Origin of the sequence: Shewanella inventionis (genome assembly GCF_019931735.1) — a bacterium.
In the GTDB taxonomy this organism is placed as follows: Bacteria; Pseudomonadota; Gammaproteobacteria; order Enterobacterales; family Shewanellaceae; genus Shewanella; species Shewanella inventionis.
On record NZ_CP082926.1, the window covers coordinates 4349943 to 4375544 of the forward strand.

Here is a 25602-nt window from a genome sequence, read left to right on the forward strand (position 1 = left end):
CAATGGCTAAAATAACATTACAAATCGCCAGCCTGACATTGCTTTGCAGTGTGCTTTTTCATGCTAATGCTGCCACTAACAGTGATCCTGAAGCACTGAAAACCGCGTTTATCAAAGAGCAAATCAGTAAAGGTGTTCAGCAAGCTGAAGTAGAACAATTTTTAGCAACATCGACATTTGATCAAAGCATCATCGATGCTATAACCAAGCCTTGGGAAGCCAAGCCCTGGCATCAGTATTACCCCATTTTTCTAACCGATAAACGCTTAGAAAAAGGCTTAGCCTTCTGGAAAGAAAACCACGCTGTCATCAACAAAGCGGCTGAAAAATTTAACGTCGACCCACAAATAATTGTCGCCATTATCGGGATTGAAACCTTTTATGGTGGCTACATGGGTAACCACAGAGTACAAGATGCTTTGTATACTTTAGGATTTTATTATCCGCCAAGAGCGACGTTTTTTAGAAGTGAGTACGCTAATTTAATGTCGTTAATTAAAGAAGAACAACTCGACAACAGCACACTCAAAGGCTCTTATGCCGGAGCAATGGGCTATGGTCAGTTTATCCCATCAAGCTACCGTCATTATGCCGTTGATTTTGATGGCGATGGTAGAAGAGATCTATTAACAAGCAAAGCTGATGCGATTGGCAGTGTAGCCAATTATTTTCATCAACACGGGTGGCAAAAAGGCCAACCTGTCGCATTGTTGTTAAACCACACATCAACTCAAGCCCCCAAGGCCAAAGTGTGGACCAAAGAAAAACTTCACTACAAGGTATCGGATATCCTAAGCCCCACGCTGAGTTTAGCGACTAACCAAGATATTGATGCCTCTCAAAAAGCATTACTAGTTAAGCTAGAGCAACCCGATAATGCTGAATATTGGTTAGGTCTTAAAAACTTTTATGTCATTACTCGCTATAACAGAAGCCCACTTTATGCCATGGCGGTTTATCAGTTTAGCCAGCAACTTAATGCTCACTATCAACGCTAGGTAAATCAGCATGCCAATGTCTATTCGCCATATTCTACTTGTGCTTTTTTGCAGTGGATTTTTAATTAGTTGCTCGTCTAATGACACTAATAATGTCGTTAATAAACCGGCTAACAAAAGCCGTTATCAAATGGAAAACGACCGCTATCCCGATGACGCACCAGACGTTAGCTTAGTTAAGAACGCACAGCCCAAATATGAACCTTACAGCCGCCAAGGTAACCGTGATTACACAGTGCTTGGTAAACACTACAAGGTTTTAGATAGCGGAAAAGGCTTCAAAGAGCGAGGCCATGCCTCTTGGTATGGCTCAAAGTTTCATGGCCACTTAACCTCAAATGGCGAAACCTATGACATGTACACCATGTCAGCGGCGCATAAAAACTTACCCCTACCAAGCTATGTAAAAGTCACTAACTTAGACAACAACAAGCAAATTATTGTGCGAGTAAATGATAGAGGTCCATTTCATGAAGGCCGGGTTATTGACCTGTCTTACGCTGGGGCATACCACCTAGGCATGCTAGCCAAAGGCACTGCTAGAGTTGAAATAGAAACAATATATGTACCTTCACCAACACAGCGAGTCATTAGCGACCTAAAAGACAACGAAAATCACTTTATCCAAGTGGCTGCGTCTAAAGATAAGTTGCGCATAAACATGCTTGCAAAACAGTTAGAGACAAAATATGGCGTGCCTTACCGGGTTAGTTCCGCTAATGGTTTACACAGATTACAACTTGGACCAATTAAGCAAATTCACCTAACCAATAAGTTGCTCGATAAATTGCAATCCGACGGCTACCCGCAAAGTTTTATTGTGCCTTAACACGTTAATGATTTGCATTGAATGAAAGAACCTTAATGCGAAATGATTGTCTACTCATGTATAATCATTAACAATTATTAAAATGGCTTTTTTGTCTTTTCTTCGACTAACTAGAGACGTACCTAATTCATGATGACTAACAAGACCGCTCAACTCACTTCAATGCTATTTGCATCTGTAGTGTCTTTTTCTTCGCTTGCAGCAACGCCACAGCCAGACCCTCGTCCAACACCTAATCGCGCCCCAATGGTAACACCTGATGCGCCGAGTGTTGCCGCAAAAGCTTATGTACTAATGGATTATCATTCAGGCCGAGTTATCGCTGAAGAAAACGCCTACGAAAGTCTAAACCCTGCAAGCTTAACGAAAATGATGACTAGCTATGTTATTGGTCATGAAATTCGTGAAGGTAATATTTCATTAGAAGATGATGTCACCATCACCAAAAATGCCTGGTCTAAAAACTTCCCAGACTCTTCAAAAATGTTTATTGAAGTCGGCAAAACAGTAAAAGTACACGACTTAAACCGCGGTATTGTCATTCAATCAGGTAATGATGCTTGTGTGGCAATGGCAGAGCACATCGCAGGAACTGAAGGTGCGTTTGTTGATTTAATGAATTCATGGGCCAAACAGTTGGGCATGAAAGACAGTTATTTTGAAAATTCGCACGGACTCGATTCAGAAAACCACAAAACCACTGCATACGACATGGCATTATTAGGGGCTGCACTCATCCGTGACGTGCCTGATGAGTACCGCGTATATTCTGAAAAGTCATTTACTTACAACGGTATCAAACAGTACAACCGCAACGGCTTATTGTGGGATAAAAGTTTAAATGTTGACGGGATTAAAACGGGTCACACATCAGGTGCGGGTTACAACTTAGTAGCCTCTGGCACAAGCGAAGGTATGCGCTTAATTACTGTGGTTATGGGTACTACAAGCGAGTCTGCCCGAAAAGCTGAAAGTAAAAAATTGCTTAACTATGGTTTCCGCTTTTTTGAAACCATTACCCCATACAAAGCGGGTGATACTTTTATTACTCAAAAGATTTGGTATGGTGACAGAGAAACCGTTGATCTAGGTGTAATGACAGACACCCCTATCACCATAAATCGTGGTAAAGCTAAAGATTTACAAGCCAACTTTGAGCTCACAAAAGAATTAACCGCACCATTAGCAAAAGGCGAAACAGTAGGCCGCGTGTATTTCCAGCTTGATGGTCAAGACATTGCTCAATACCCACTTGTTACGTTAAATGCTGTAGAAGAAGGCAGTTGGTTTAGCCAATTGATGGACTACTTCAAACAAATGTTTTCGAGCTGGTTTGAATAATTAGTCTAATAAACTAATTTGAATCAACCAATTAAAGCCGCATTTATGCGGCTTTAATTTTTTCAGCCTTATCAGGCTTGAATCGGGTATAATCGCCACCATATTAAACAGATAACCAACCAAATTGAGTAGCCAATGTTAGATACCACTTTTGACCAAGTAATGGAATTTCCGAACTCATGCCCATTCAAAGTGATTGGTGATGCCGATGACACTCTTGCAGATCGCGTTGTTGCTGTTGCCCAACAACTTGCACCGGGTGACTACGTGCCAACAGTAAAAGCATCGAGTAAAGGCAACTACTATTCGGTCACAATCCGGATTACTGTGACCAGTAAAGAGCACATTGAAAAAGCGTATATTGATCTTGCCGCTATCGAAGGTGTTAAACGCGTTCTGTAATTCAAAAGAGACAGCATTTGCGTAAAACTTGAGTATAATACTCAAGAATTAAACACACCATTTACCTAGGGGAGACGTTGCCCTTGCAAGCAAATACTTTGCACATTCGCCATTTAGGCATGCAAGACTACGAGTCGATTTGGCATGCCATGCAAGACTATACTGACACAAGAGATGCAGACAGCCAGGATGAACTATGGATTGTTGAACACTCACCAGTATTTACCCAAGGCCAAGCAGGTAAAAGCGAGCACATTCTCAACCCAGGTAACATCCCCGTTATTCAGGTCGATCGTGGTGGTCAAGTGACCTATCACGGCCCAGGGCAATTAGTGGTATATCCACTTATCGACATCAAACGTAATAAACTCGGCGTACGTCAACTAGTTAATCATATCGAACAAAGCATCGTCGATATGTTAGCCCAATATGATATTGAGGCTTATGCAAAAGCCGATGCGCCAGGTGTGTATATTAACGAACGTAAAGTCGCGTCCCTAGGGCTTCGTATTCGTAAAGGTTGTTCGTTCCATGGTTTAGCACTGAATGTTGACATGGACTTAGCCCCATTCCAACGTATAAACCCTTGTGGTTATGCCGGTTTAGAAATGGTGCAATGTAAAGCCTTAGGTGGACCGCAAACCGTTCGAGAAGCCGGCGAAAAATTAATCCAAACCTTTAGCCAAATTATGGGCTATCAACAACTTGTACATCATCAAGGATTAGCAGAATAATGAATAGGCCTGAAAGATTACAACCAGGTGTTAAACTACGCGACGCAGAAAAAGTCGCGCGTATTCCTGTCAAAGTGGTGCCATCTGAGCGCGAAACCATGTTACGTAAACCTGACTGGTTACGCGTAAAACTGCCAGCATCAAACCAGCGTATTTTGGATATCAAATCAGCTTTACGCAAAAATGGATTGCACTCAGTTTGCGAAGAAGCATCATGCCCTAACCTTGCTGAATGCTTTAACCACGGCACGGCTACATTCATGATTTTAGGTGCCATTTGTACTCGTCGCTGCCCATTTTGCGACGTTGCGCACGGCCGCCCATTAAAGCCAGATGAACAAGAGCCACAAAAGCTCGCGCAAACCATTAAAGACATGAAGCTGAAATACGTGGTGATCACCTCTGTAGACCGTGATGACTTACGTGATGGTGGCGCGCAACATTTTGCCGACTGTATCCGCGAAATCCGTCTATTAAACCCAGAAATCAAGATCGAAATTTTAGTGCCTGATTTCCGTGGTCGTATTGATGCTGCACTCGACATTCTTGCCACCGAGCCACCAGATGTGTTTAACCACAATCTTGAAACAGCACCAGCGCATTACCGTAAAGCTCGCCCTGGCGCTAACTATCAGTGGTCGTTAGACTTACTAAAACGCTTTAAAGAGCGCCACCCAAATGTACCGACTAAGTCGGGCTTAATGATGGGACTGGGTGAAACCAACGAAGAGATAGCTCAGGTATTGCGAGACTTACGAGCTCATAACGTAGAAATGCTTACCCTTGGTCAATACTTACAACCGTCTAAATTCCATTTACCGGTTGAGCGCTACGTGCCACCTGCTGAGTTTGATGAGCTAAAAGCACTCGCTGATGAGCTCGGTTTTACTCATGCAGCTTGCGGACCTTTAGTTCGTTCAAGTTACCATGCCGACTTACAGGCTCAAGGTAAAGAAGTAAAATAACTGCTTACTGAGTTTGAATAACACAAATAAAAACAGCGCATTAAGCGCTGTTTTTTTTGCTGAAAAATAAAACTTATAAGGCTTTATCCATCAAAATTGCATCTTCATTACCAGTACTTGTTTGGTAATAGTTTTTACGCCTACCCGACTCAGCAAAACCCACTTTTTCGTACAAACTTTTGGCCGCAGTATTTGACTCTCGCACCTCTAGCATCATCACAACAGCCTCAGCCTGTTTTGCATCAGTTAAAAGGTGACGAATAAGTAATAAACCTAAACCTTGCCCTTGGTTAGCGGGCGCAACACAAATATCAAGCAAAGTCGCTTCGTCAATGATCTGCTGCACAATCGCAAACCCCAATAACTCACCTTGCTGTTTAATGCCAATAATACGGTACAAAGGCCCAAAACAATCGGCAATAACAGCCTCTGTCCATGGGTGAGTGTGAGCCTGGTTTTCAACGGCAACCATCGCTGCCACGTCATCTATGCTTAGATGAACAATTTGATAAGCTTCAGTGTTGTGCATTATGGCCGCCATCTGTCGTGTGTTGTTTATCAAGATGCAGGCTTATTTGCTGCCAAAGTTGCCGCTTCTCTTGCGGATTAACAGGTAATTCACTTATGGGGGAGCTCACTATCCAGGCAACGCGTGGTCTCACTTTCACTTTACGCATATCCCAAACCACTTGAGGGCCTTTGACCATTTCGCAATCAAATTCACATTCTTCAATTTTCACGCCCAATAACCGTAATACATCATTGATTAGGGATTCATCAGAAAGATCAGCATCAAGATCATGTAATACAAGGTAAGGCTTTATCGGCTTATCAGCACTACGCCACCGCGTAATATTCATTGCGTCTAAAAAAGCAGATTGGTCCATTAGGCTCTCATTGTTAGCATTTAATTCATCGCTAAGCATAGCAGCTAAGTGTTAGGGTAAAAAGAGAGCTACCACATGCATTTACTCTGAACTGCATTTTTAGCCGCTATAACATGGGACTAATGATATTGAATATCCACCCAACTAAGGTAAATGAAATCAATAAAATACTAAAAACTATCATCAGTAAACGCCATTGCATTACCTGCTTAAGTAAAATGAATTCTGGAAAGCTTGCAGCAACCGTAGCCATACAGAACGCCAAGGTGGTGCCAATGGGTAGGCCATTAATAATAAGGCTCTCCATGATAGGAATAACTCCTGTGGCATTGGAATATAACGGAATACCCACCAATACCGCTGCTGGCACAGACCACCATTGACCATGACCTAAATGGGTTTCAATCCAGCCATCAGGCACAAATCCATGGAGTGCAGCGCCAAGCCCTACCCCAATAATGACCCATTTCCAAACCCTAGCAAATATTTCGAGCATCTCATCTTTGGCAAATTGATGGAGCTCAGCTAGTGTCAGTGAGGTAGATGGGGTTTGGTTAGGCAGATTATCATTCGTTTTTGCCTGGCCCCTCTCTAACGCTTTAGCCGCGAAAGATTGCAGCCAACGTTCTGCGTGAATGGCATCTAAAAATGCCCCGGCTAATATGCCAATCGACATCCCCACAACCACATAAATAACGGTAAACTTCCAACCAAGCAGGCTAATAAGTAACAAAATAGCCACTTCGTTGATCAGTGGTGAGGTAATCAAAAAAGCCATAGTGATCCCAACCGGGATCCCAGCTGAGGTGAAGCCTAAAAACACAGGAATACTCGAACAAGAACAAAAAGGAGTGACAGAGCCAAAAAACGAACCCATAAAATAGCCGACAAATCGATTTTTGCCGGCTAAATAGTCTCTCACACGTTCAACATTCAGCGAGGCTCTAACCAGTGCGATGACGTAAATCATCAACACAAGCAGTGCAAAAATCTTAGTAGTATCTTCAATAAAGAAATGAACCGCATCGGCAAGCTTGGTAGTTGGGTCTAAATTAAAGACTGTAAACGTTAACCACGTTGCCAAATCAGAAAAAATTTGCAACATAATGAAACTGCCTTAAAGCATATTGTTATCAAAACACTTATGCATACAAGTGATTAGGTAATAACATTATCCGTCTTATATATGAAATTTCATATATTACAGATCAAGTTTTGAAATCATTTTCAGCTTACCAAAACCAGATTAATCATTAGAAGACAAATCAGATTATTTATAAACGTTCACGAGGGTCTAGTTACTGATTAACAAAATCATATCCAAGCATAATCATTATTAATCACATTTGACTCTATTAATTTCAAGCGTATAGTACATGCGAAATTTCATATATATCTCGCAACACTTATTGCTAAATCTAATCAGAAACAGCATAAAACGGGATTTGAGTAATAACATCAGCGAAAATTATCTTTTGGAGGTTGTATGTGGTTGGCCGGAGCCATTTTTGTTCTTACCATAGTGTTAGTCATTTGGCAGCCTAAGGGTTTAGGCATTGGCTGGAGTGCCTCTTTAGGGGCAATACTCGCCTTGATGTTAGGTGTAGTGCATTTAGGCGATATCCCCGTTGTATGGGATATTGTTTGGAATGCGACGGCTGCATTTATCGCGATTATTATCATCAGTTTATTATTAGATGAGTCAGGCTTTTTCGAATGGGCAGCGCTTCATGTTGCACGATGGGGCCACGGTCGTGGGCGGTTATTGTTTAGCTATATTGTGCTATTGGGCGCGAGCGTGTCAGCGTTGTTTGCCAATGATGGGGCCGCACTAATATTAACCCCTATCGTCATCGCAATGTTATTAGCATTAGGCTTTAGCAAAGGGGCAACGCTAGCCTTTGTCATGGCAGCAGGCTTTATCGCAGACACCGCAAGCCTACCCCTAATTGTTTCTAATTTGGTTAATATCGTGTCAGCTGACTTTTTTGATATTGGGTTTAATCAGTATGCCGCGGTTATGGTTCCTGTTGATATAGCAGCCATTATTGCCACATTAATCATGTTACATTGGTTTTTCCGTAAAGATATTCCTGCCACTTATGACGTACAAAAGCTGCGCCAACCCAAAGAGGCGATTAAAGATTTACACACCTTTAAAACCGGTTGGGGCGTATTAGCGCTGCTGTTAGTCGGATTTTTTGGCCTAGAACCACTTGGAGTACCAGTCAGTTTAGTGGCTGCGGTTGGGGCATTAATTTTATTTGTTGTGGCTAAAAAGGGACACATCATCGACACCACCAAAGTAATTCGTGGTGCCCCATGGCAAATTGTGGTGTTTTCGCTTGGTATGTATTTAGTGGTTTATGGTCTGCGTAATGCAGGGTTAACCGACTACTTATCTAGCATATTAAATAGTTTAGCTCAGCAAGGCCTTTGGGTTGCGACCATGGGTACAGGCTTTTTAGTCGCGTTTTTATCATCCATAATGAATAACATGCCAACTGTTCTGGTTGGCGCCTTGTCTATTGATGGCAGCGATGCCACTGGCGTGATTAAAGAAGCAATGATTTACGCCAATATCATCGGCAGCGATTTGGGCCCTAAAATCACACCAATCGGTAGTTTAGCCACCTTGTTATGGCTGCATGTTTTGGCTAAAAAAGACATTAAAATCACCTGGGGATACTATTTCAAAGTCGGTATTGTAATGACCTTACCCGTGTTATTTGTCACGCTTGCAGCACTTGCACTGCGCCTCTCTATGTAACGCTGGTAACAGGCACTAAAATCAGTTTTAGTGCCTGTTATAAAGAAGCATCTTATGCTTGAACACCACAGAACTTTTGTTCTTAAAACTGAGCAGACTCAATATTAAACACACTTTGACAGTACATTATGAGCATGAATCAATTAAGTATACGCTTTTAATAATGATACGATTTCATCTACGCTTGCTAGCCTGCCACTTAATATAACCTTGTCATCTACCACTAGAGCTGGGGTAGACATCACATCATACTCCATGATTTTAGCAACATCTGTTACTTTTGACACACCAGCATCAACACCCAAAGATTTCACAGCTTGAACCGTTGCCTCTGAAAGTTTCTGACATTTCGTGCAACCTGTTCCCAGTATTTTGATTTCCATCTTACCTCTCCTATGATTAATCAAAATTGAAAAAATCTTTATATCGTGTCAGCAAAAGTATGATAACCGTGAGTATATTAATGTGATCAAATACTGAGTTTAGTGATTCAACTAACTTTTCAATTTTAAAATCATTCATGTAAAGCTATACACCAGATTAAACAGCCAATACGATTTCATCATGGTCACCATTTAGTCACCATTTACGAAATTGAAGTTTTATGAGATGAAGAGTTAGCGCTATAGATGAAACCAAAAAACTAAATAACGCTAGAAAAGACAAAGGCCTAGCATTTCTGCTAGGCCTTCTAAATTTGGCAGGGGTGGCAGGACTCGAACCCGCAACCATCGGTTTTGGAGACCGCTGTTCTACCAATTGGAACTACACCCCTGTTGACGAGGGGCATTATGCTAAAACCCCTTCCAAAGGTAAAGCACTTTTTTAATATATCAGTTCAATTGCAGTTTTTTCAGGCAGTTGAACATGTTTATCGAAAGTAATGAAAATGAAAGACGTATTTATCACTATCTGTGTTAAAAACCATGTACTCATTGAAGCCACAGCCTTTAAATTTATTCAAATGAAACGGCATAGCAGATACCTGTTGAGATGCATGCCATACATTCATTGAATGCTAAGGATCGAGTGGAAAGTCATGCCATCGACAATGGCAACGATGATCACTTAGTTATGCGGAATGGTATAAGCGTCCGGGCAACTACACCTATCTTTTAAAATTCCATGGTAATACCATTCCGCGAAAAAATGTGATCTAATTGCTATATCCGTTACTCATCTTTTTTAGCAATGAAACAACACACCAGTTTCGAATTAATCAGGCTATCCAAGCAAACAGCAGATGCCCGAATGCGTTTGCGATTATTGGCCGTAGCACACTTTCTTGAGGGAGCGAATAGAACTCAAGTCGCTGCTATGACCAAGGTCAGTCGTCGGATTGTGAATCAATGGATCAGCAATTATTTAAGCCAAGGTCTAAGTGGTATTGAGAGTAAAAAGTCTTCAGGCAGACCACCGCGATTAACAGACGAGCAAGCCAAACAGTTAACCCTGATGTTGACAGAGGCTGCCAAATCAGAGGCCGGTGGTAGACTCACTGGTCAAGATATACGACGCTATATATTGAGCGAGTTTGGTATTTCGTTTCACCTCAATCACGTCTATAAAATACTTTATAAACTCGGATTTAGCTGGCTTTCTAGCCGTTCTAAACATCCGAAACAAGATGTTGAAGTCATGGAGGCTTTTAAAAAACTTCCCCTTGTCAACGATCGTTGACATCCCTGTTTTTGTGTCGCCGGCTGATGTAGATATCTGGTTTCAAGATGAGGCGCGTATTGGTCAGCAAAATACCACCACCAAACTTTGGGCTGAAAAAGGTACCCGTCCGCTCGCAGTGAGGCAACAGCAATTCGAGTATGTCCATCTTTTTGGTGCGGTTTGTCCGAGAAACGGAGCAACTGAGGCCTTCATTTCACCTTGCATCAATAAAGAGGTAATACCATTCCGCGAAAAAATGTGATCTAATTGCTATATCCGTTACTCATCTTTTTTAGCAATGAAACAACACACCAGTTTCGAATTAATCAGGCTATCCAAGCAAACAGCAGATGCCCGAATGCGTTTGCGATTATTGGCCGTAGCACACTTTCTTGAGGGAGCGAATAGAACTCAAGTCGCTGCTATGACCAAGGTCAGTCGTCGGATTGTGAATCAATGGATCAGCAATTATTTAAGCCAAGGTCTAAGTGGTATTGAGAGTAAAAAGTCTTCAGGCAGACCACCGCGATTAACAGACGAGCAAGCCAAACAGTTAACCCTGATGTTGACAGAGGCTGCCAAATCAGAGGCCGGTGGTAGACTCACTGGTCAAGATATACGACGCTATATATTGAGCGAGTTTGGTATTTCGTTTCACCTCAATCACGTCTATAAAATACTTTATAAACTCGGATTTAGCTGGCTTTCTAGCCGTTCTAAACATCCGAAACAAGATGTTGAAGTCATGGAGGCTTTTAAAAAACTTCCCCTTGTCAACGATCGTTGACATCCCTGTTTTTGTGTCGCCGGCTGATGTAGATATCTGGTTTCAAGATGAGGCGCGTATTGGTCAGCAAAATACCACCACCAAACTTTGGGCTGAAAAAGGTACCCGTCCGCTCGCAGTGAGGCAACAGCAATTCGAGTATGTCCATCTTTTTGGTGCGGTTTGTCCGAGAAACGGAGCAACTGAGGCCTTCATTTCACCTTGCATCAATAAAGAGGTAATGCGACAACACTTAGGACAAATTTCCTTGGCGACATCAAGCGGGCGCTATGCTGTCGTGATTATGGATGGCGCGAGTTGGCATGCTAATGATATTGCAGATGATTTTGAGAATCTATCTATCGTAAAGCTACCGCCTTATTCTCCGGAATTAAACCCAATTGAGCAAGTGTGGAGTTGGTTGAGGCAGCATAAGTTAGCTAATCGTTGCTTTGAAGGTTACGAGTCAATAGTTGATGCCTGTAGTGAAGCGTGGAATGCATTCATTGAAGATAAAGAGCGTGTGAAAAAAATGTGCCATCGACAATGGGCAACAATGATCACTTAGTTATGCGGAATGGTATAAACTCGGATTTAGCTGGCTTTCTAGCCGTTCTAAACATCCGAAACAAGATGTTGAAGTCATGGAGGCTTTTAAAAAACTTCCCCTTGTCAACGATCGTTGACATCCCTGTTTTTGTGTCGCCGGCTGATGTAGATATCTGGTTTCAAGATGAGGCGCGTATTGGTCAGCAAAATACCACCACCAAACTTTGGGCTGAAAAAGGTACCCGTCCGCTCGCAGTGAGGCAACAGCAATTCGAGTATGTCCATCTTTTTGGTGCGGTTTGTCCGAGAAACGGAGCAACTGAGGCCTTCATTTCACCTTGCATCAATAAAGAGGTAATGCGACAACACTTAGGACAAATTTCCTTGGCGACATCAAGCGGGCGCTATGCTGTCGTGATTATGGATGGCGCGAGTTGGCATGCTAATGATATTGCAGATGATTTTGAGAATCTATCTATCGTAAAGCTACCGCCTTATTCTCCGGAATTAAACCCAATTGAGCAAGTGTGGAGTTGGTTGAGGCAGCATAAGTTAGCTAATCGTTGCTTTGAAGGTTACGAGTCAATAGTTGATGCCTGTAGTGAAGCGTGGAATGCATTCATTGAAGATAAAGAGCGTGTGAAAAAAATGTGCCATCGACAATGGGCAACAATGATCACTTAGTTATGCGGAATGGTATTAGACGCAAAAAAGCCCGTTGCATTAGCAACGGGCTTTCGTACTTATTAGGCGCCTGGAAATGACCTACTCTCACATGGGGAAACCCCACACTACCATCGGCGATACTGTGTTTCACTTCTGAGTTCGGAATGGGATCAGGTGGGACCAAAGCTCTATGGTTTCCAGACAAAATTGTTTATTTAACGCCTTGGCATTAAATAATAATTCGAAAAGCTGATTGCTTTGAGTCTCTACACACCATTTAAGTGCTCTATTCTAATACTAAGTATTAGTAAAACCCATCTGGGTTGTATGGTTAAGCCTCACGGGTCATTAGTACAAGTTAGCTCAACGCCTCACAACGCTTACACACCTTGCCTATCAACGTAGTAGTCTCCTACGGCCCTTTAGAGGTCTTAAAGACCTAGGGATGACTCATCTTAGGGCTCGCTTCCCGCTTAGATGCTTTCAGCGGTTATCGATTCCGAACGTAGCTACCGGGCAATGCTATTGGCATAACAACCCGAACACCAGCGGTTCGTCCACTCCGGTCCTCTCGTACTAGGAGCAGCTCCCTTCAATCATCCAACGCCCACGGCAGATAGGGACCGAACTGTCTCACGACGTTCTGAACCCAGCTCGCGTACCACTTTAAATGGCGAACAGCCATACCCTTGGGACCGACTTCAGCCCCAGGATGTGATGAGCCGACATCGAGGTGCCAAACACCGCCGTCGATATGAACTCTTGGGCGGTATCAGCCTGTTATCCCCGGAGTACCTTTTATCCGTTGAGCGATGGCCCTTCCATTCAGAACCACCGGATCACTATGACCTACTTTCGTACCTGCTCGACGTGTATGTCTCGCAGTTAAGCTGGCTTATGCCATTGCACTAACCGTACGATGTCCGACCGTACTTAGCCAACCTTCGTGCTCCTCCGTTACTCTTTGGGAGGAGACCGCCCCAGTCAAACTACCCACCAGGCACTGTCCCTAACCCCGATAAGGGGTCCAGGTTAGAACATCAAAACTACAAGGGTGGTATTTCAAGGACGACTCCACTCAGACTAGCGTCCAAGCTTCAAAGTCTCCCACCTATCCTACACATGTAGGTTCAATGTTCAGTGCCAAGCTATAGTAAAGGTTCACGGGGTCTTTCCGTCTAGCCGCGGGTATACGGCATCTTCACCGCAATTTCAACTTCACTGAGTCTCGGCTGGAGACAGCGTGGCCATCATTACGCCATTCGTGCAGGTCGGAACTTACCCGACAAGGAATTTCGCTACCTTAGGACCGTTATAGTTACGGCCGCCGTTTACCGGGGCTTCGATCATGAGCTTCTCTTGCGATAACCCAATCAATTAACCTTCCGGCACCGGGCAGGCGTCACACCGTATACGTCATCTTGCGATTTTGCACAGTGCTGTGTTTTTGATAAACAGTTGCAGCCACCTGGTATCTGCGACTCCCAGCAGCTTAGAGAGCAAGTCTCATCACCGCCAGGAGCGTACCTTCTCCCGAAGTTACGGTACCATTTTGCCTAGTTCCTTCAGCCGAGTTCTCTCAAGCGCCTTGGTATTCTCTACCCGACCACCTGTGTCGGTTTGGGGTACGATTTCTACTAACCTGAAGCTTAGAAGATTTTCCTGGAAGCATGGCATCAACTACTTCATCACCTTAGTGACTCGTCATCAGCTCTCAGCATTCTCATTAAAGAGGTGTTCCCGGATTTGCCTAAGAACACTGCCTACCACCTTAAACGCGGACTACCAACGCCGCGCTAGCCTAGCCTTCTCCGTCTCTCCATCGCAGTTAGCAGAAGTACAGAAATATTAATCTGTTTCCCATCGATTACGCCTTTCGGCCTCACCTTAGGGGTCGACTCACCCTGCCCCGATTAACGTTGGACAGGAACCCTTGGTCTTTCGGCGAGGGAGTTTTTCACTCCCTTTATCGTTACTCATGTCAGCATTCGCACTTCTGATACGTCCAGTGTGGGTTACCCCTTCACCTTCAACCGCTTACAGAACGCTCCTCTACCGCGCACTTCTAATGAAATGCACCCGTAGCTTCGGTGGTATGTTTAGCCCCGTTAAATCTTCCGCGCAGGCCGACTCGACTAGTGAGCTATTACGCTTTCTTTAAATGATGGCTGCTTCTAAGCCAACATCCTAGCTGTCTAAGCCTTCCCACATCGTTTCCCACTTAACATACACTTTGGGACCTTAGCTGACGGTCTGGGTTGTTTCCCTTTTGACGACGGACGTTAGCACCCGCCGTCTGTCTCCCGAGTAGTACTCATTGGTATTCGGAGTTTGCAAAGGGTTGGTAAGTCGGGATGACCCCCTAGCCTTAACAGTGCTCTACCCCCAATGGTATTCGCTCGAGGCGCTACCTAAATAGCTTTCGAGGAGAACCAGATATCTCCCGGTTTGATTGGCCTTTCACCCCCAGCCACAAGTCATCCGCTCATTTTTCAACATAAGTCGGTTCGGTCCTCCAGTTGATGTTACTCAACCTTCAACCTGCCCATGGCTAGATCACCGGGTTTCGGGTCTACGCCTTGCAACTAAACGCGCAGTTAACACTCGGTTTCCCTACGGCTCCGCTATTCGCTTAACCTCGCTACAAAACGTAAGTCGCTGACCCATTATACAAAAGGTACGCAGTCACGGTCTCAAGTACCGCTCCCACTGCTTGTACGTATACGGTTTCAGGTTCTATTTCACTCCCCTCACAGGGGTTCTTTTCGCCTTTCCCTCACGGTACTGGTTCACTATCGGTCAGTCAGGAGTATTTAGCCTTGGAGGATGGTCCCCCCATATTCAAACAGGATGTCACGTGTCCCGCCTTACTCGTTTTCATCTATGGTTAGTTTTCATGTACGGGGCTATCACCCTGTGCCGCTGTGCTTTCCAACACATTCCACTAACACCCCATAGACTTAAGGGCTAATCCCCGTTCGCTCGCCGCTACTAGGGGAATCTCGGTTGATTTCTTTTCCTCTGGGTACTTAGATGTTTCAGTTCCCCAGGTTTGCCTCTTAACGCTATGTATTCACGTTAAGATACTCACTTATGTGAGTGGGTTCCCCCATTCGGACATCGTTAGCTCAAATGCTTGTTACTAGCTCGCCAACGCTTTTCGCAAGTTACTACGTCCTTCATCGCCTCTGACTGCCAAGGCATCCACCGTATACGCTTAGTCACTTAACCATACAACCCAAATGAGTTTCACTTGAGCTATATTGCAACCAGCTGGTTTTTACTTTGATAATTCATGCACTTTCGCACACGAAATCGCCTTAGTTTTAGAATATTCAAGACACTTAAACAGTGTTTTGAGAACTCAATGTTTAATACACCACCTTATATAAAGTCATGCATCAAACGATTTGCAATTAATCACATGACAGACTCATGCAATTAACTACTATCAGCTTTCCAAATTGTTAAAGAACAACACTTAACCGGCTCGCGGTGTGTTTCACTCTACTTCCGAAGAAGTTAACAAGTAATCTGTGTGAACACTCAAGCACACGGATGTGCTGTGTGCAATAAACGCACGGATGCAGTTTATTGCCTACCAAGTATTGAGTTAGTCGTATAGGTAAGGAGGTGATCCAGCCCCAGGTTCCCCTAGGGCTACCTTGTTACGACTTCACCCCAGTCATGAACCACAAAGTGGTGAGCGTTCTCCCGAAGGTTAAACTACCCACTTCTTTTGCAGCCCACTCCCATGGTGTGACGGGCGGTGTGTACAAGGCCCGGGAACGTATTCACCGTAGCATTCTGATCTACGATTACTAGCGATTCCGACTTCATGGAGTCGAGTTGCAGACTCCAATCCGGACTACGACGAGCTTTGTGAGATTAGCTCCACCTCGCGGCTTTGCAACCCTCTGTACTCGCCATTGTAGCACGTGTGTAGCCCTACTCGTAAGGGCCATGATGACTTGACGTCGTCCCCACCTTCCTCCGGTTTATCACCGGCAGTCTCCCTAGAGTTCCCACCATTACGTGCTGGCAAATAAGGATAGGGGTTGCGCTCGTTGCGGGACTTAACCCAACATTTCACAACACGAGCTGACGACAGCCATGCAGCACCTGTCTTAGAGTTCCCGAAGGCACAATCGCATCTCTGCAATCTTCTCTAGATGTCAAGAGTAGGTAAGGTTCTTCGCGTTGCATCGAATTAAACCACATGCTCCACCGCTTGTGCGGGCCCCCGTCAATTCATTTGAGTTTTAACCTTGCGGCCGTACTCCCCAGGCGGTCTACTTAATGCGTTAGCTTGAGAGCCCAGTGTTCAAGACACCAAACTCCGAGTAGACATCGTTTACGGCGTGGACTACCAGGGTATCTAATCCTGTTTGCTCCCCACGCTTTCGTGCATGAGCGTCAGTCTTTGTCCAGGGGGCCGCCTTCGCCACCGGTATTCCTCCAGATCTCTACGCATTTCACCGCTACACCTGGAATTCTACCCCCCTCTACAAGACTCTAGTTCGCCAGTTCCAAATGCAATTCCCAGGTTGAGCCCGGGGATTTCACATCTGGCTTAACAAACCGCCTGCGCACGCTTTACGCCCAGTAATTCCGATTAACGCTCGGACCCTCCGTATTACCGCGGCTGCTGGCACGGAGTTAGCCGGTCCTTCTTCTGTAAGTAACGTCATAGCTAACGAGTATTAATCGTTAACCTTTCCTCCTTACTGAAAGTGCTTTACAACCCGAAGGCCTTCTTCACACACGCGGCATGGCTGCATCAGGGTTTCCCCCATTGTGCAATATTCCCCACTGCTGCCTCCCGTAGGAGTCTGGGCCGTGTCTCAGTCCCAGTGTGGCTGATCATCCTCTCAGAACAGCTAGGGATCGTCGCCTTGGTGAGCCATTACCTCACCAACTAGCTAATCCCACCTAGGTTCATCCAATCGCGAAAGGCCCGAAGGTCCCCTCCTTTCCCCCGTAGGGCGTATGCGGTATTAGCAGTCGTTTCCAACTGTTATCCCCCTCGACTGGGCAGATCCCTAGGCATTACTCACCCGTCCGCCGCTCGCCACCTCAGGAGCAAGCTCCCTTGTGCTGCCGCTCGACTTGCATGTGTTAGGCCTGCCGCCAGCGTTCAATCTGAGCCATGATCAAACTCTTCAATTAAAGTTTTTTTTTGAGACAAAGTCTCGGCTCAATGAATTCTGATTGCTTATCTCACCAAAGTGAAACAAGTCTTTTGTACATATTGCTATGAACATTCATCATTCTCACTTAAGAGAAAAACATTGAGTTAAATTTTTTGATTGCCTACATTCCGAAGAACAAGAAGACAATTTCGAATAACTCAATACCTGTGAATGTCCACACAGATTTCTTGTTTAGATTGTTAAAGAGCGTTACTAATACCAAAGAATCAATCTTTCGCTTAGTAGCCGTTGACGCCAGGTCGTTGGCTTGGGCTGCGTATTCTACGCTTTCCCATCTTCGCGTCAAGTGTTTTTTAAAACTTTCTTTTCGCTGTTGAATCTAATGTTTTTAAGCACTTGATTCAACCTAACTCGGTGATTGCTTTCGCTGTCTGCCGTGTCAGTGGATGCGCATTATAGGGAGCTAAAACTTTAGTGCAAGCGCTTTTTTAATAATTTTATACAAAATGGGTTCAAGTGGATACTATTCAAACAAAACACATTAACAACGGTTAAAAACACAACATAAAAGCGATTTTTTAGCAATTTAAGACTAGGTTGGCTGTAATTTTCAGCCTTTTCGATCTCCTGATGCAATGAACAAGCTTTGATAAGTTAATTAGTGCAGTGATGAATGATATCGATAAATGATTAACGAGTATAAAACGAGTGATTACGATGTAACTTACATTATGTAATCTCTAATAGTCACTGTAGCCTTATATGTACTGTAGTTTTATATGTACTGTAGTCTTATATGTACTGTAGTCTTATATGTATAGTAACGATGTTTTAGCAATCTAGATTAAAAGCTTTAGTCCTATACAGACGTTAGCTAATTTCTGACAGACTTCAACTGGTTTTATACAGACGTTAACTCTAGTAGATAAACGATTTTAAACAGATGTTAACTATAGTACATAAACCGTTTTTGGGATCGCAAAGTCGAAATTTACAAAAAAGCACCATCGAATAAATGGTGCTGCTTATACAACCCAACAGGTATTTGCTGCGCGATACTATTGATGATTATCTTTTGGTGGACTGGCTTGGGTTTTGTCTTCACCAAGAGGGGTTACAGTGTCTTGCTGGAGTTCTGCTTTATCAGCATCAACTGATTCATCCCCCACAATATGCTCAACCTTTAACTTTTTAATGGTCTTGATAGTGATAAATGGCCCAGACAATGCGTATAGGTAAAACCCTAAACATAAAATGATTGCGGGCTCCACTGAAACAACAACAAACACCCCAACGAGTAACAACATAACGATAAAGTTTACTTTACCTCGCCAGTCTACTTCTTTAAAAGAGTGATATCTAAAGTTGCTCACCATTAATAAGCCGCTTACCGCTGTTATTAGTGCTGCGAGATAACTAATATCAGTAGGGTCGATTTCGTACTTGCTACCACTCCAAATACTACCAGCAATTAACGCTGCAGCGGCTGGACTTGCAAGCCCTTGGAAAAAGCGTTTATCTGCAACACCAACTTGCGTGTTGAAGCGAGCCAATCTCAATGCAGCAGATGCGCAATAGATAAACGCTGCGAGCCAACCTATTTTACCTAAATCTTGTAAAGCCCAATTGTAAACGAGTATCGCTGGAGCCATTCCAAACGACACCATGTCTGCCATGCTGTCGTATTCGGCACCAAAGTCGCTTTGGGTATTAGTGAGCCTTGCGACTCTTCCGTCTAGTCCATCACAAATCATCGCAATAAAGATTGCTATTGCGGCTGATTCAAAGTGACCATTCATAGATGAAATCACGGCATAAAACCCAGAAAAGAGCCCTGCCGTGGTAAATAAGTTAGGTAATAGGTAAATACCTTTATTTTTTACTGTTTGATTTGATGAATTTTGCATACACTTTAAACAATATTGTTTTAGATGTTGGATTTATATTCAAGATAGCATATTTTGGAATAATCAAGCATAGCGTCATTTAGCTTTGGGAACTCACATGAACATTTTTCGTTTAGTTATTAGTTTAGTCATCATCGTATTTAGTAGTGTGTTATCAGCGGCAACTATTTATACGTGGGTTGATAAATCAGGTGTTGTACATTACAGCCAACAACCACCTAAAGATGTTGATGCAAAAAAGATTTATACTGAAGATATGGAACCGGCAAAAATCGGGACAAATACACCGCAGAGAAAAACAGCGCAAAAGCCTGAAGAATCTGAACTAGCCAAGTCGGCTAAAATAATTAACGAAAAAGATAAGCAACAGGCTAAAGAAATTTGCGACAGTGCAAAACACAGTTTGAATGTACTTAATACCCATACAAGTCTTAGTCAGCAAAATAAACAAACTGGCGAAACGACGAAGATGACAGAAGAGCAACGCCAAGCTGCTATCGCAGAAAATAATGAGCGGGTTAAATTGTTTTGTAAATAAACGAAATATTTACCCTGTTAGGCATAAATAAAAAAGGGAGCATTAGCTCCCTTTTGTGTTGTTAGTGTTTATTATTGCTCAAACGTCAATTGGCCATCGACGACATCGACATTAATCATTTTACCTGGCAGTAATTGTCCGCGAAGGAGTTTTTGCGCCAATGGATTTTCAACCTCTTGCTGTAAGGCACGTTTTAATGGCCGCGCACCATAAACAGGATCAAACCCGGCTTCGGCGATTAGCGATAACGCCGCATCAGTTAACTGAATATCAAACTCTTTTTCTGCCAAGCGTTTACGCAATAGTTCAAGTTGAATGCTGGCGATATGTTTAATGTTCTCGGCACCCAAAGGATGGAACACCACAGATTCATCCACACGGTTTAAAAACTCTGGACGGAAGTTTTGCATCACCACCTCCATCACGCTTTGCTTCATTTCATCATAACTAGCACGACCAAAGCTTTCTTGGATACGATCTGAACCTAAGTTAGATGTCATGATGATAACGGTGTTTTTAAAATCAACCGTACGGCCTTGACCATCGGTTAACCTGCCGTCATCTAGCACTTGCAGTAAAATGTTAAACACATCTGGGTGCGCTTTTTCGACCTCATCGAGCAAAATAACCGAGTAAGGTTTACGACGAACCGCTTCTGTTAGATAGCCGCCTTCTTCATACCCGACATACCCGGGAGGTGCGCCGACTAAGCGTGACACGGTATGTTTTTCCATAAACTCGGACATATCGATACGCACCAATGCCGATTCGGTATCAAACAAAAACTTAGCCAGTGATTTACAGAGCTCTGTTTTACCGACACCCGTTGGCCCAAGGAATAAAAATGAACCAATCGGGCGCTGTGGATCTGCAAGACCTGCACGGCTACGACGAATGGCATTCGACACTGCATCAACGGCTTCATGTTGTCCAATAACCCGCTCGTGTAATGCATCTTCCATGTGCAAGAGTTTTTCGCGCTCACCTTCAAGCATTTTTGAAACGGGAATGCCTGTTGCTTTTGACAACACTTCTGCAATTTCGATATCAGTAACCTTATTACGTAATAAGGTCATATCTTGCATTTCAGCTTGTGACGCTAAATCGAGCTGCTTTTCAAGCTCGGGAATACGACCATACTGTAACTCAGACATGCGAGTTAAATCGCCTGCACGTCTTGCCACTTCTAAATCGAGGCGAGCTTGCTCAAGGTCTGCTTTAATATGCTGCGTACCTGCAAGAGCGGCTTTTTCGGTATGCCAAATTTCATTGAGCTCTGCTGCGTGACTTTCTACTTCTTTCAACTCTTGTTGTAAAAAGTCTAAACGTTTACGGCTGGCGTCATCGGTTTCTTTACTGAGCGCTTGCTCTTCAAGCTTTAACTGAATAGCACGACGCTCTAATTTGTCTAACGCCTCTGGCTTAGAGTCTATTTGCATACGAATACTCGATGCCGCTTCATCAATTAAGTCGATAGCTTTATCGGGTAACTTTCTGTCTGAAATATAACGATGTGACATGGTTGCTGCGGCAACAATGGCAGGATCGGTAATTTCAACATGATGATGCAACTCATAGCGCTCTTTTAACCCACGTAAAATAGCGATGGTGTCTTCTACACTGGGCTCATCAACAATCACTTTTTGGAAGCGGCGCTCAAGTGCTGCGTCTTTTTCAATGTATTGACGATATTCATCCAACGTTGTGGCGCCAACACAATGTAAGTCACCACGGGCTAAAGCAGGTTTTAACATGTTGCCAGCATCCATGGCGCCTTCACCTTTACCAGCACCCACCATGGTGTGCAGCTCATCAATAAACAAGATGACCTGCCCTTCTTCTTGCGACAATTCGTTTAATACTGCTTTTAAACGTTCTTCAAACTCACCGCGATATTTGGCGCCGGCGATTAGCGAGCCCATGTCGAGTGATAACACTCGCTTGTTTTTAATGCCCTCTGGCACCTCGCCATTAATGATACGTTGAGCAAGTCCTTCAACAATGGCCGTTTTACCGACACCTGGCTCACCAATTAATACCGGGTTGTTTTTACTGCGACGTTGCAAAACTTGAATGGTGCGGCGAATTTCATCGTCACGACCAATCACGGGATCCAGTTTGCCTTGCTCTGCACGTTCGGTTAAATCGACGGTAAATTTTTTCAACGCCTGGCGCTGATCTTCAGCATTTGGATCATCAACTTTTTGACCACCACGCATGTCCTCAATGGTTTTTTCCATGAGTTCTTTGCTAGCACCCGACTCTTTTAACGCTTTTGACAGTGCATCGTTGTTTTCTAGAGCGGCAAGCACAAACAATTCAGACGAAATGTATTTGTCTTTACGTTTTTGGGCGAGCTTGTCGCATAAATTCAGTAGACGGATTAATCCCTGAGACAATTGAACATCGCCACCGGTACCATCGACTTGTGGTAAACGCTCTAACTCTTGAGTCACTGCAGAGCGAAGCGCGCTAACGCGAATGCCTGCTTGAGTTAATAATGGATGAATAGAGCCAGAATCTTGATTTAATAGCGCCATCATTAAGTGAATGGGTTCGATAAATTGATGATCGCGCCCCAAGGCTAATGATTGGGCATCAGAAATGGCAATTTGAAACTTATTAGTCATACGATCGAGTCTCATATAACCTCCTAGGATCTGATACTTATGTAAAGGGTAATTAATTCAGAAATGAATAATTTGTTATCTTAAAGATGGGGGCAATAAATATGATTTCAAGCTTAAAACTTAATCTAGATCAAAAAATCGTTCGTTTTTTGAACTTTACAAATCAGTTAAGATTTTAACCAAATAAGCGACGCCATTCGACCAGTGTGATGATCGCGACGGTAAGAAAAATAATCAGGATTGGTAAAGGTACACACGTTTGCATTAAATACTTGTGTTACACCAAGGTGCGACAAACGAAGCATCGCAATACCCGGTAAATCGGCAAGGTACTTGTTATTATGAGGCATAAAATATTGCGCGGCTTGAGGGTGTTTTTGCATAAAAGCATCGCGTACTTCTGCACCAACTTCAAAAGCCTGTGGCCCAATCGCTGGGCCTAAATACGCCATCAGCTCATTAGGAGGCGTGTTAAATAGTGCAACTGTTTGTTCAATAACACCCGCACACAACCCACGCCAGCCAGCATGTGCTGCTGCAACTTCAGTACCTTGTTGATTGCATAACAACACAGGCAAACAGTCTGCAGTCATTACAGCACAAACATCACCGGCTTTATTGCTATAACTTGCGTCGGCTTTAATAGGTAAATCAAAGGTTGGCTCATGCGGTTTTAGATGCGCCATATTCACTACATCTACACCATGCACTTGCTCGAGCCACAATGGCTCTGCAGGTAAAGATAACCGCTGGCGTAAAGAAGCACGATTAGCCAAAACATGCTGTTGATTATCACCAACATGTAACCCTAAATTTAAACTGTCAAATGGCGGTAAACTCATACCACCATGACGATCAGTCATCGCTATTGCGACATTGTCAGGTAAGGGCCAATCGTGCTGGAACATTACAAATACTCAATAGGGTTTAATTGAGTATCAACGCGTAACGCTTTGGTCAGTTCAACCATGTCATCAGGAATTGGCGCATGCCAAGTCATGATTTCGCATGTAAATGGATGCGCTAGCTCTAAACGAACTGCGTGTAATGCCTGACGGTTAAAGCCTTTGAGTAATTCAAAAAACTCTGGGCTAGCATTTTTTGGCGGTCTTGGGCGGCCACCATAAACAGGATCGCCAACCAACACATGACCAATATGCGCCATGTGTACACGAATTTGGTGAGTACGGCCGGTTTCTAGGCGTAAACGTAAACGCGTATGAGCACGGAACTTTTCAGCCACACGATAGTGCGTTACTGATGGGCGACCACCATGAATTACCGCCATTTGCGTACGTCGTGTAGCATGACGTTCAATCGGCTCATCAACAGTGCCACCAGCCGTCATCGTACCCAGCACAATGGCTTCGTATTCACGCACGATGTCACGCGCTTGTAATGCTGCAACCAAATGAGTTTGCGCTTCAACGGTTTTAGCCACAACCATTAACCCGGTTGTGTCTTTATCTAAACGGTGCACGATACCCGCTCTTGGTACATGCTCAATATCTGGGCAATGATGCAACAACGCATTCATTAACGTGCCATCGGCATTACCCGCACCTGGATGAACAACCAAACCAGCTTGCTTATTCACAACAATGATATGGTCATCTTCGTATACAATATTTAAATCGATATTTTGTGCCTTAGCACGTACTTCTTCTTCAAGTGTTGCAGCAACTTCTATCAATTGAGACTCGAAAACCTTTTCCCGAGGCTTATCAACTGTGATACCGTCAACAGTAACTGCACCAGATAGGATCCATTCCTTGATGCGTGTGCGCGAGTAGTCAGGGAACAAACCTGCTAGTGCTTGGTCTAATCTCAGACCGGTTTGTGTTGCTGTTATCTCGCTTTTTAGATTAATCTCTTGTGTCATAGGAACCGTACCCCAGTTTAGGGGTCCAAAGTGAATGTGCTATCTGTTACAATCGGATGTTTTCTATTTTACCGTGAAATGGAAAAATTCTTAACAACAACTTAAAAAGAATTGAATTCAAGTATGTATAAATTTGCCCAAGGTGCCGCCCTAGTATTACTTTCACTGGCTATAACAGCCTGTAGCAGCAGTCCAGAAGAAGATGAATTCACAAGAAAAGCATCACCTGATCAGCTGTATACCCAAGCAAGAACGTCAATGGAATTAGGGAATTACTCTAAAGCCGTACGTTCACTTGAAGCATTAGACTCGCGTTATCCATTTGGCCCGCACAAAACTCAAGTTCAATTAGACTTGATTTATGCGTATTACAAAATGGACGATGCAGCCTCTGGAATTGCCAACATTGATCGCTTTTTACGCCTCAATCCAACGCATCCAAATATTGATTACGTGCATTATATGCGTGGTTTAACCAATATGCAGGCAGATAATTATTTATTTCACGATTTAATGAATATCGATCGTACTGATCGCGACCCTAAAAATGCACAAGATGCATTTAAAGATTTTGATCGCTTAATTAAATCTTACCCAGATAGTAAATATGCCGTCGATGCACAACATCGTATGCAGTTTTTGAAAAACCGTTTAGCACAGTATTCTATTCAGGTAGCCGAGTATTATATCAAAATGAATGCTTGGAGTGCAGCTGCCGTTCGCGCTCAAACTGTAATGGAAAAGTTTCCAGGCACACCTGCTACAGAGCGTGCATTAGAAATTATGTCTGAAGCCTACGGCGAATTAGGCCAAGACAAGCTACAACAGCATGTAAAAATGGTGATGAAAGCCAACTTCCCTAATAATGAAACACTCACTAACTAGTGATGACACAATATTGAATAAAACGCTCTTCGGAGCGT

General features: G+C 43.6%; 20 protein-coding genes, 1 tRNA gene, 3 rRNA genes and 1 pseudogene. 13 read left to right on the plus strand and 12 right to left on the minus strand.

Annotated elements, in window-relative coordinates:
* Positions 1 to 2: 2 nt before the first annotated feature.
* From mltB to lipA, 6 genes are all read left to right on the plus strand, one after another.
* The gene (gene mltB / locus K8B83_RS19530) at positions 3 to 998 is read left to right on the plus strand and encodes a lytic murein transglycosylase B (RefSeq protein ID WP_188739392.1); all 996 of its coding nucleotides are present in this window, start codon (positions 3 to 5) and stop codon (positions 996 to 998) included.
* A 16-nt stretch (positions 999 to 1014) separates the two neighbouring features.
* Complete coding sequence (locus K8B83_RS19535) at positions 1015 to 1827, plus strand: septal ring lytic transglycosylase RlpA family protein (protein ID WP_188739488.1); 813 nt, start codon at positions 1015 to 1017, stop codon at positions 1825 to 1827.
* Between the two features lie 129 nt (positions 1828 to 1956).
* Positions 1957 to 3168 (plus strand): serine hydrolase, encoded by a 1212-nt coding sequence (locus K8B83_RS19540; RefSeq protein WP_188739391.1) that lies wholly within the window; start codon positions 1957 to 1959, stop codon positions 3166 to 3168.
* Between the two features lie 135 nt (positions 3169 to 3303).
* Complete coding sequence (gene ybeD / locus K8B83_RS19545) at positions 3304 to 3570, plus strand: DUF493 family protein YbeD (RefSeq protein WP_188739390.1); 267 nt, start codon at positions 3304 to 3306, stop codon at positions 3568 to 3570.
* A gap of 83 nt (positions 3571 to 3653) precedes the next feature.
* Complete coding sequence (lipB, locus tag K8B83_RS19550; protein WP_188739389.1) at positions 3654 to 4304, plus strand: lipoyl(octanoyl) transferase LipB; 651 nt, start codon at positions 3654 to 3656, stop codon at positions 4302 to 4304.
* Positions 4304 to 5269, plus strand: coding sequence for a lipoyl synthase (gene lipA / locus K8B83_RS19555; RefSeq protein WP_188739388.1), 966 nt, complete (start codon positions 4304 to 4306; stop codon positions 5267 to 5269). The genes lipB and lipA overlap by 1 nt, the downstream gene beginning before the upstream one ends.
* A 73-nt stretch (positions 5270 to 5342) precedes the next feature.
* Here the strand turns inward: lipA and rimI are convergent, their stop codons facing one another.
* The 3 genes from rimI to K8B83_RS19570 all read right to left on the minus strand — a co-directional run bounded on the left by rimI (position 5343) and on the right by K8B83_RS19570 (position 7261).
* Entirely contained in the window at positions 5343 to 5798 is a 456-nt protein-coding gene (gene rimI / locus K8B83_RS19560; RefSeq protein ID WP_188739387.1) for a ribosomal protein S18-alanine N-acetyltransferase, read from the minus strand.
* Complete coding sequence (locus tag K8B83_RS19565) at positions 5785 to 6156, minus strand: DNA polymerase III subunit psi (RefSeq protein WP_188739386.1); 372 nt, start codon at positions 6154 to 6156, stop codon at positions 5785 to 5787. Before K8B83_RS19565 ends, rimI begins: the two co-directional genes overlap by 14 nt.
* Positions 6157 to 6262: 106 nt before the next feature.
* On the minus strand, positions 6263 to 7261 hold the full coding sequence (locus K8B83_RS19570; RefSeq protein ID WP_188739385.1) for a permease: 999 nt from the start codon (positions 7259 to 7261) through the stop codon (positions 6263 to 6265).
* A 381-nt stretch (positions 7262 to 7642) separates the two neighbouring features.
* On the opposite strand from K8B83_RS19570, the gene K8B83_RS19575 reads away from it, so the two are divergent.
* Positions 7643 to 8926: an arsenic transporter gene (locus K8B83_RS19575; protein ID WP_188739384.1), complete on the plus strand. Its 1284-nt coding sequence runs from the start codon at positions 7643 to 7645 to the stop codon at positions 8924 to 8926.
* Between the two features lie 143 nt (positions 8927 to 9069).
* Here K8B83_RS19575 and K8B83_RS19580 read toward each other — a convergent pair whose 3' ends face one another.
* Both K8B83_RS19580 and K8B83_RS19585 read right to left on the minus strand, forming a co-directional pair.
* The gene (locus K8B83_RS19580) at positions 9070 to 9309 is read right to left on the minus strand and encodes a thioredoxin family protein (protein WP_188739383.1); all 240 of its coding nucleotides are present in this window, start codon (positions 9307 to 9309) and stop codon (positions 9070 to 9072) included.
* A 315-nt stretch (positions 9310 to 9624) separates the two neighbouring features.
* Positions 9625 to 9701, minus strand: a tRNA-Trp gene (locus K8B83_RS19585).
* Between the two features lie 416 nt (positions 9702 to 10117).
* On the opposite strand from K8B83_RS19585, the gene K8B83_RS19590 reads away from it, so the two are divergent.
* The 4 genes and pseudogenes from K8B83_RS19590 to K8B83_RS19605 all read left to right on the plus strand — a co-directional run.
* Positions 10118 to 10606, plus strand: coding sequence for an IS630 family transposase (locus tag K8B83_RS19590; protein WP_223418747.1), 489 nt, complete (start codon positions 10118 to 10120; stop codon positions 10604 to 10606).
* The gene (locus K8B83_RS19595) at positions 10590 to 10850 is read left to right on the plus strand and encodes a hypothetical protein (RefSeq protein ID WP_223418749.1); all 261 of its coding nucleotides are present in this window, start codon (positions 10590 to 10592) and stop codon (positions 10848 to 10850) included. Before K8B83_RS19590 ends, K8B83_RS19595 begins: the two co-directional genes overlap by 17 nt.
* 36 nt (positions 10851 to 10886) lie before the next feature.
* Positions 10887 to 11922, plus strand: a protein-coding gene (locus K8B83_RS19600; protein WP_398409063.1) for an IS630 family transposase whose coding sequence is annotated in 2 segments (ribosomal slippage) — positions 10887 to 11351 and positions 11353 to 11922 — 1035 coding nt in all. Because the reading frame shifts where the segments join, the coding sequence is not laid out codon by codon here.
* A 1-nt stretch (position 11923) separates the two neighbouring features.
* Positions 11924 to 12587, plus strand: a pseudogene (locus K8B83_RS19605) (IS630 family transposase); the annotation flags it as partial.
* Between the two features lie 68 nt (positions 12588 to 12655).
* Here the strand turns inward: K8B83_RS19605 and rrf are convergent.
* The 4 genes from rrf to pssA all read right to left on the minus strand — a co-directional run bounded on the left by rrf (position 12656) and on the right by pssA (position 19629).
* Positions 12656 to 12771 (minus strand): 5S ribosomal RNA (gene rrf, locus K8B83_RS19610).
* A gap of 125 nt (positions 12772 to 12896) precedes the next feature.
* Positions 12897 to 15800, minus strand: a 23S ribosomal RNA gene (locus K8B83_RS19615).
* 395 nt (positions 15801 to 16195) lie between these two features.
* A 16S ribosomal RNA gene (locus K8B83_RS19620) occupies positions 16196 to 17738 on the minus strand.
* Together the 16S, 23S and 5S rRNA genes form the textbook arrangement of a ribosomal RNA operon.
* 1042 nt (positions 17739 to 18780) lie before the next feature.
* Positions 18781 to 19629 (minus strand): CDP-diacylglycerol--serine O-phosphatidyltransferase, encoded by an 849-nt coding sequence (gene pssA / locus K8B83_RS19625; RefSeq protein WP_188738805.1) that lies wholly within the window; start codon positions 19627 to 19629, stop codon positions 18781 to 18783.
* A 97-nt stretch (positions 19630 to 19726) separates the two neighbouring features.
* On the opposite strand from pssA, the gene K8B83_RS19630 reads away from it, so the two are divergent.
* The gene (locus K8B83_RS19630; protein WP_223418753.1) at positions 19727 to 20167 is read left to right on the plus strand and encodes a DUF4124 domain-containing protein; all 441 of its coding nucleotides are present in this window, start codon (positions 19727 to 19729) and stop codon (positions 20165 to 20167) included.
* A gap of 71 nt (positions 20168 to 20238) precedes the next feature.
* Here K8B83_RS19630 and clpB read toward each other — a convergent pair whose 3' ends face one another.
* From clpB to rluD, 3 genes are all read right to left on the minus strand, one after another.
* Positions 20239 to 22812, minus strand: coding sequence for an ATP-dependent chaperone ClpB (clpB, locus tag K8B83_RS19635; protein ID WP_223418754.1), 2574 nt, complete (start codon positions 22810 to 22812; stop codon positions 20239 to 20241).
* Between the two features lie 152 nt (positions 22813 to 22964).
* Positions 22965 to 23705 (minus strand): peptidoglycan editing factor PgeF, encoded by a 741-nt coding sequence (pgeF, locus tag K8B83_RS19640; RefSeq protein ID WP_188738808.1) that lies wholly within the window; start codon positions 23703 to 23705, stop codon positions 22965 to 22967.
* A complete protein-coding gene (gene rluD / locus K8B83_RS19645; RefSeq protein WP_188738810.1) occupies positions 23705 to 24679 on the minus strand; it encodes a 23S rRNA pseudouridine(1911/1915/1917) synthase RluD in 975 nt (324 codons plus the stop codon). Before rluD ends, pgeF begins: the two co-directional genes overlap by 1 nt.
* A gap of 123 nt (positions 24680 to 24802) precedes the next feature.
* On the opposite strand from rluD, the gene K8B83_RS19650 reads away from it, so the two are divergent.
* Entirely contained in the window at positions 24803 to 25564 is a 762-nt protein-coding gene (locus K8B83_RS19650) for an outer membrane protein assembly factor BamD (protein WP_188738811.1), read from the plus strand.
* The last annotated feature ends 38 nt before the right edge of the window (positions 25565 to 25602 follow it).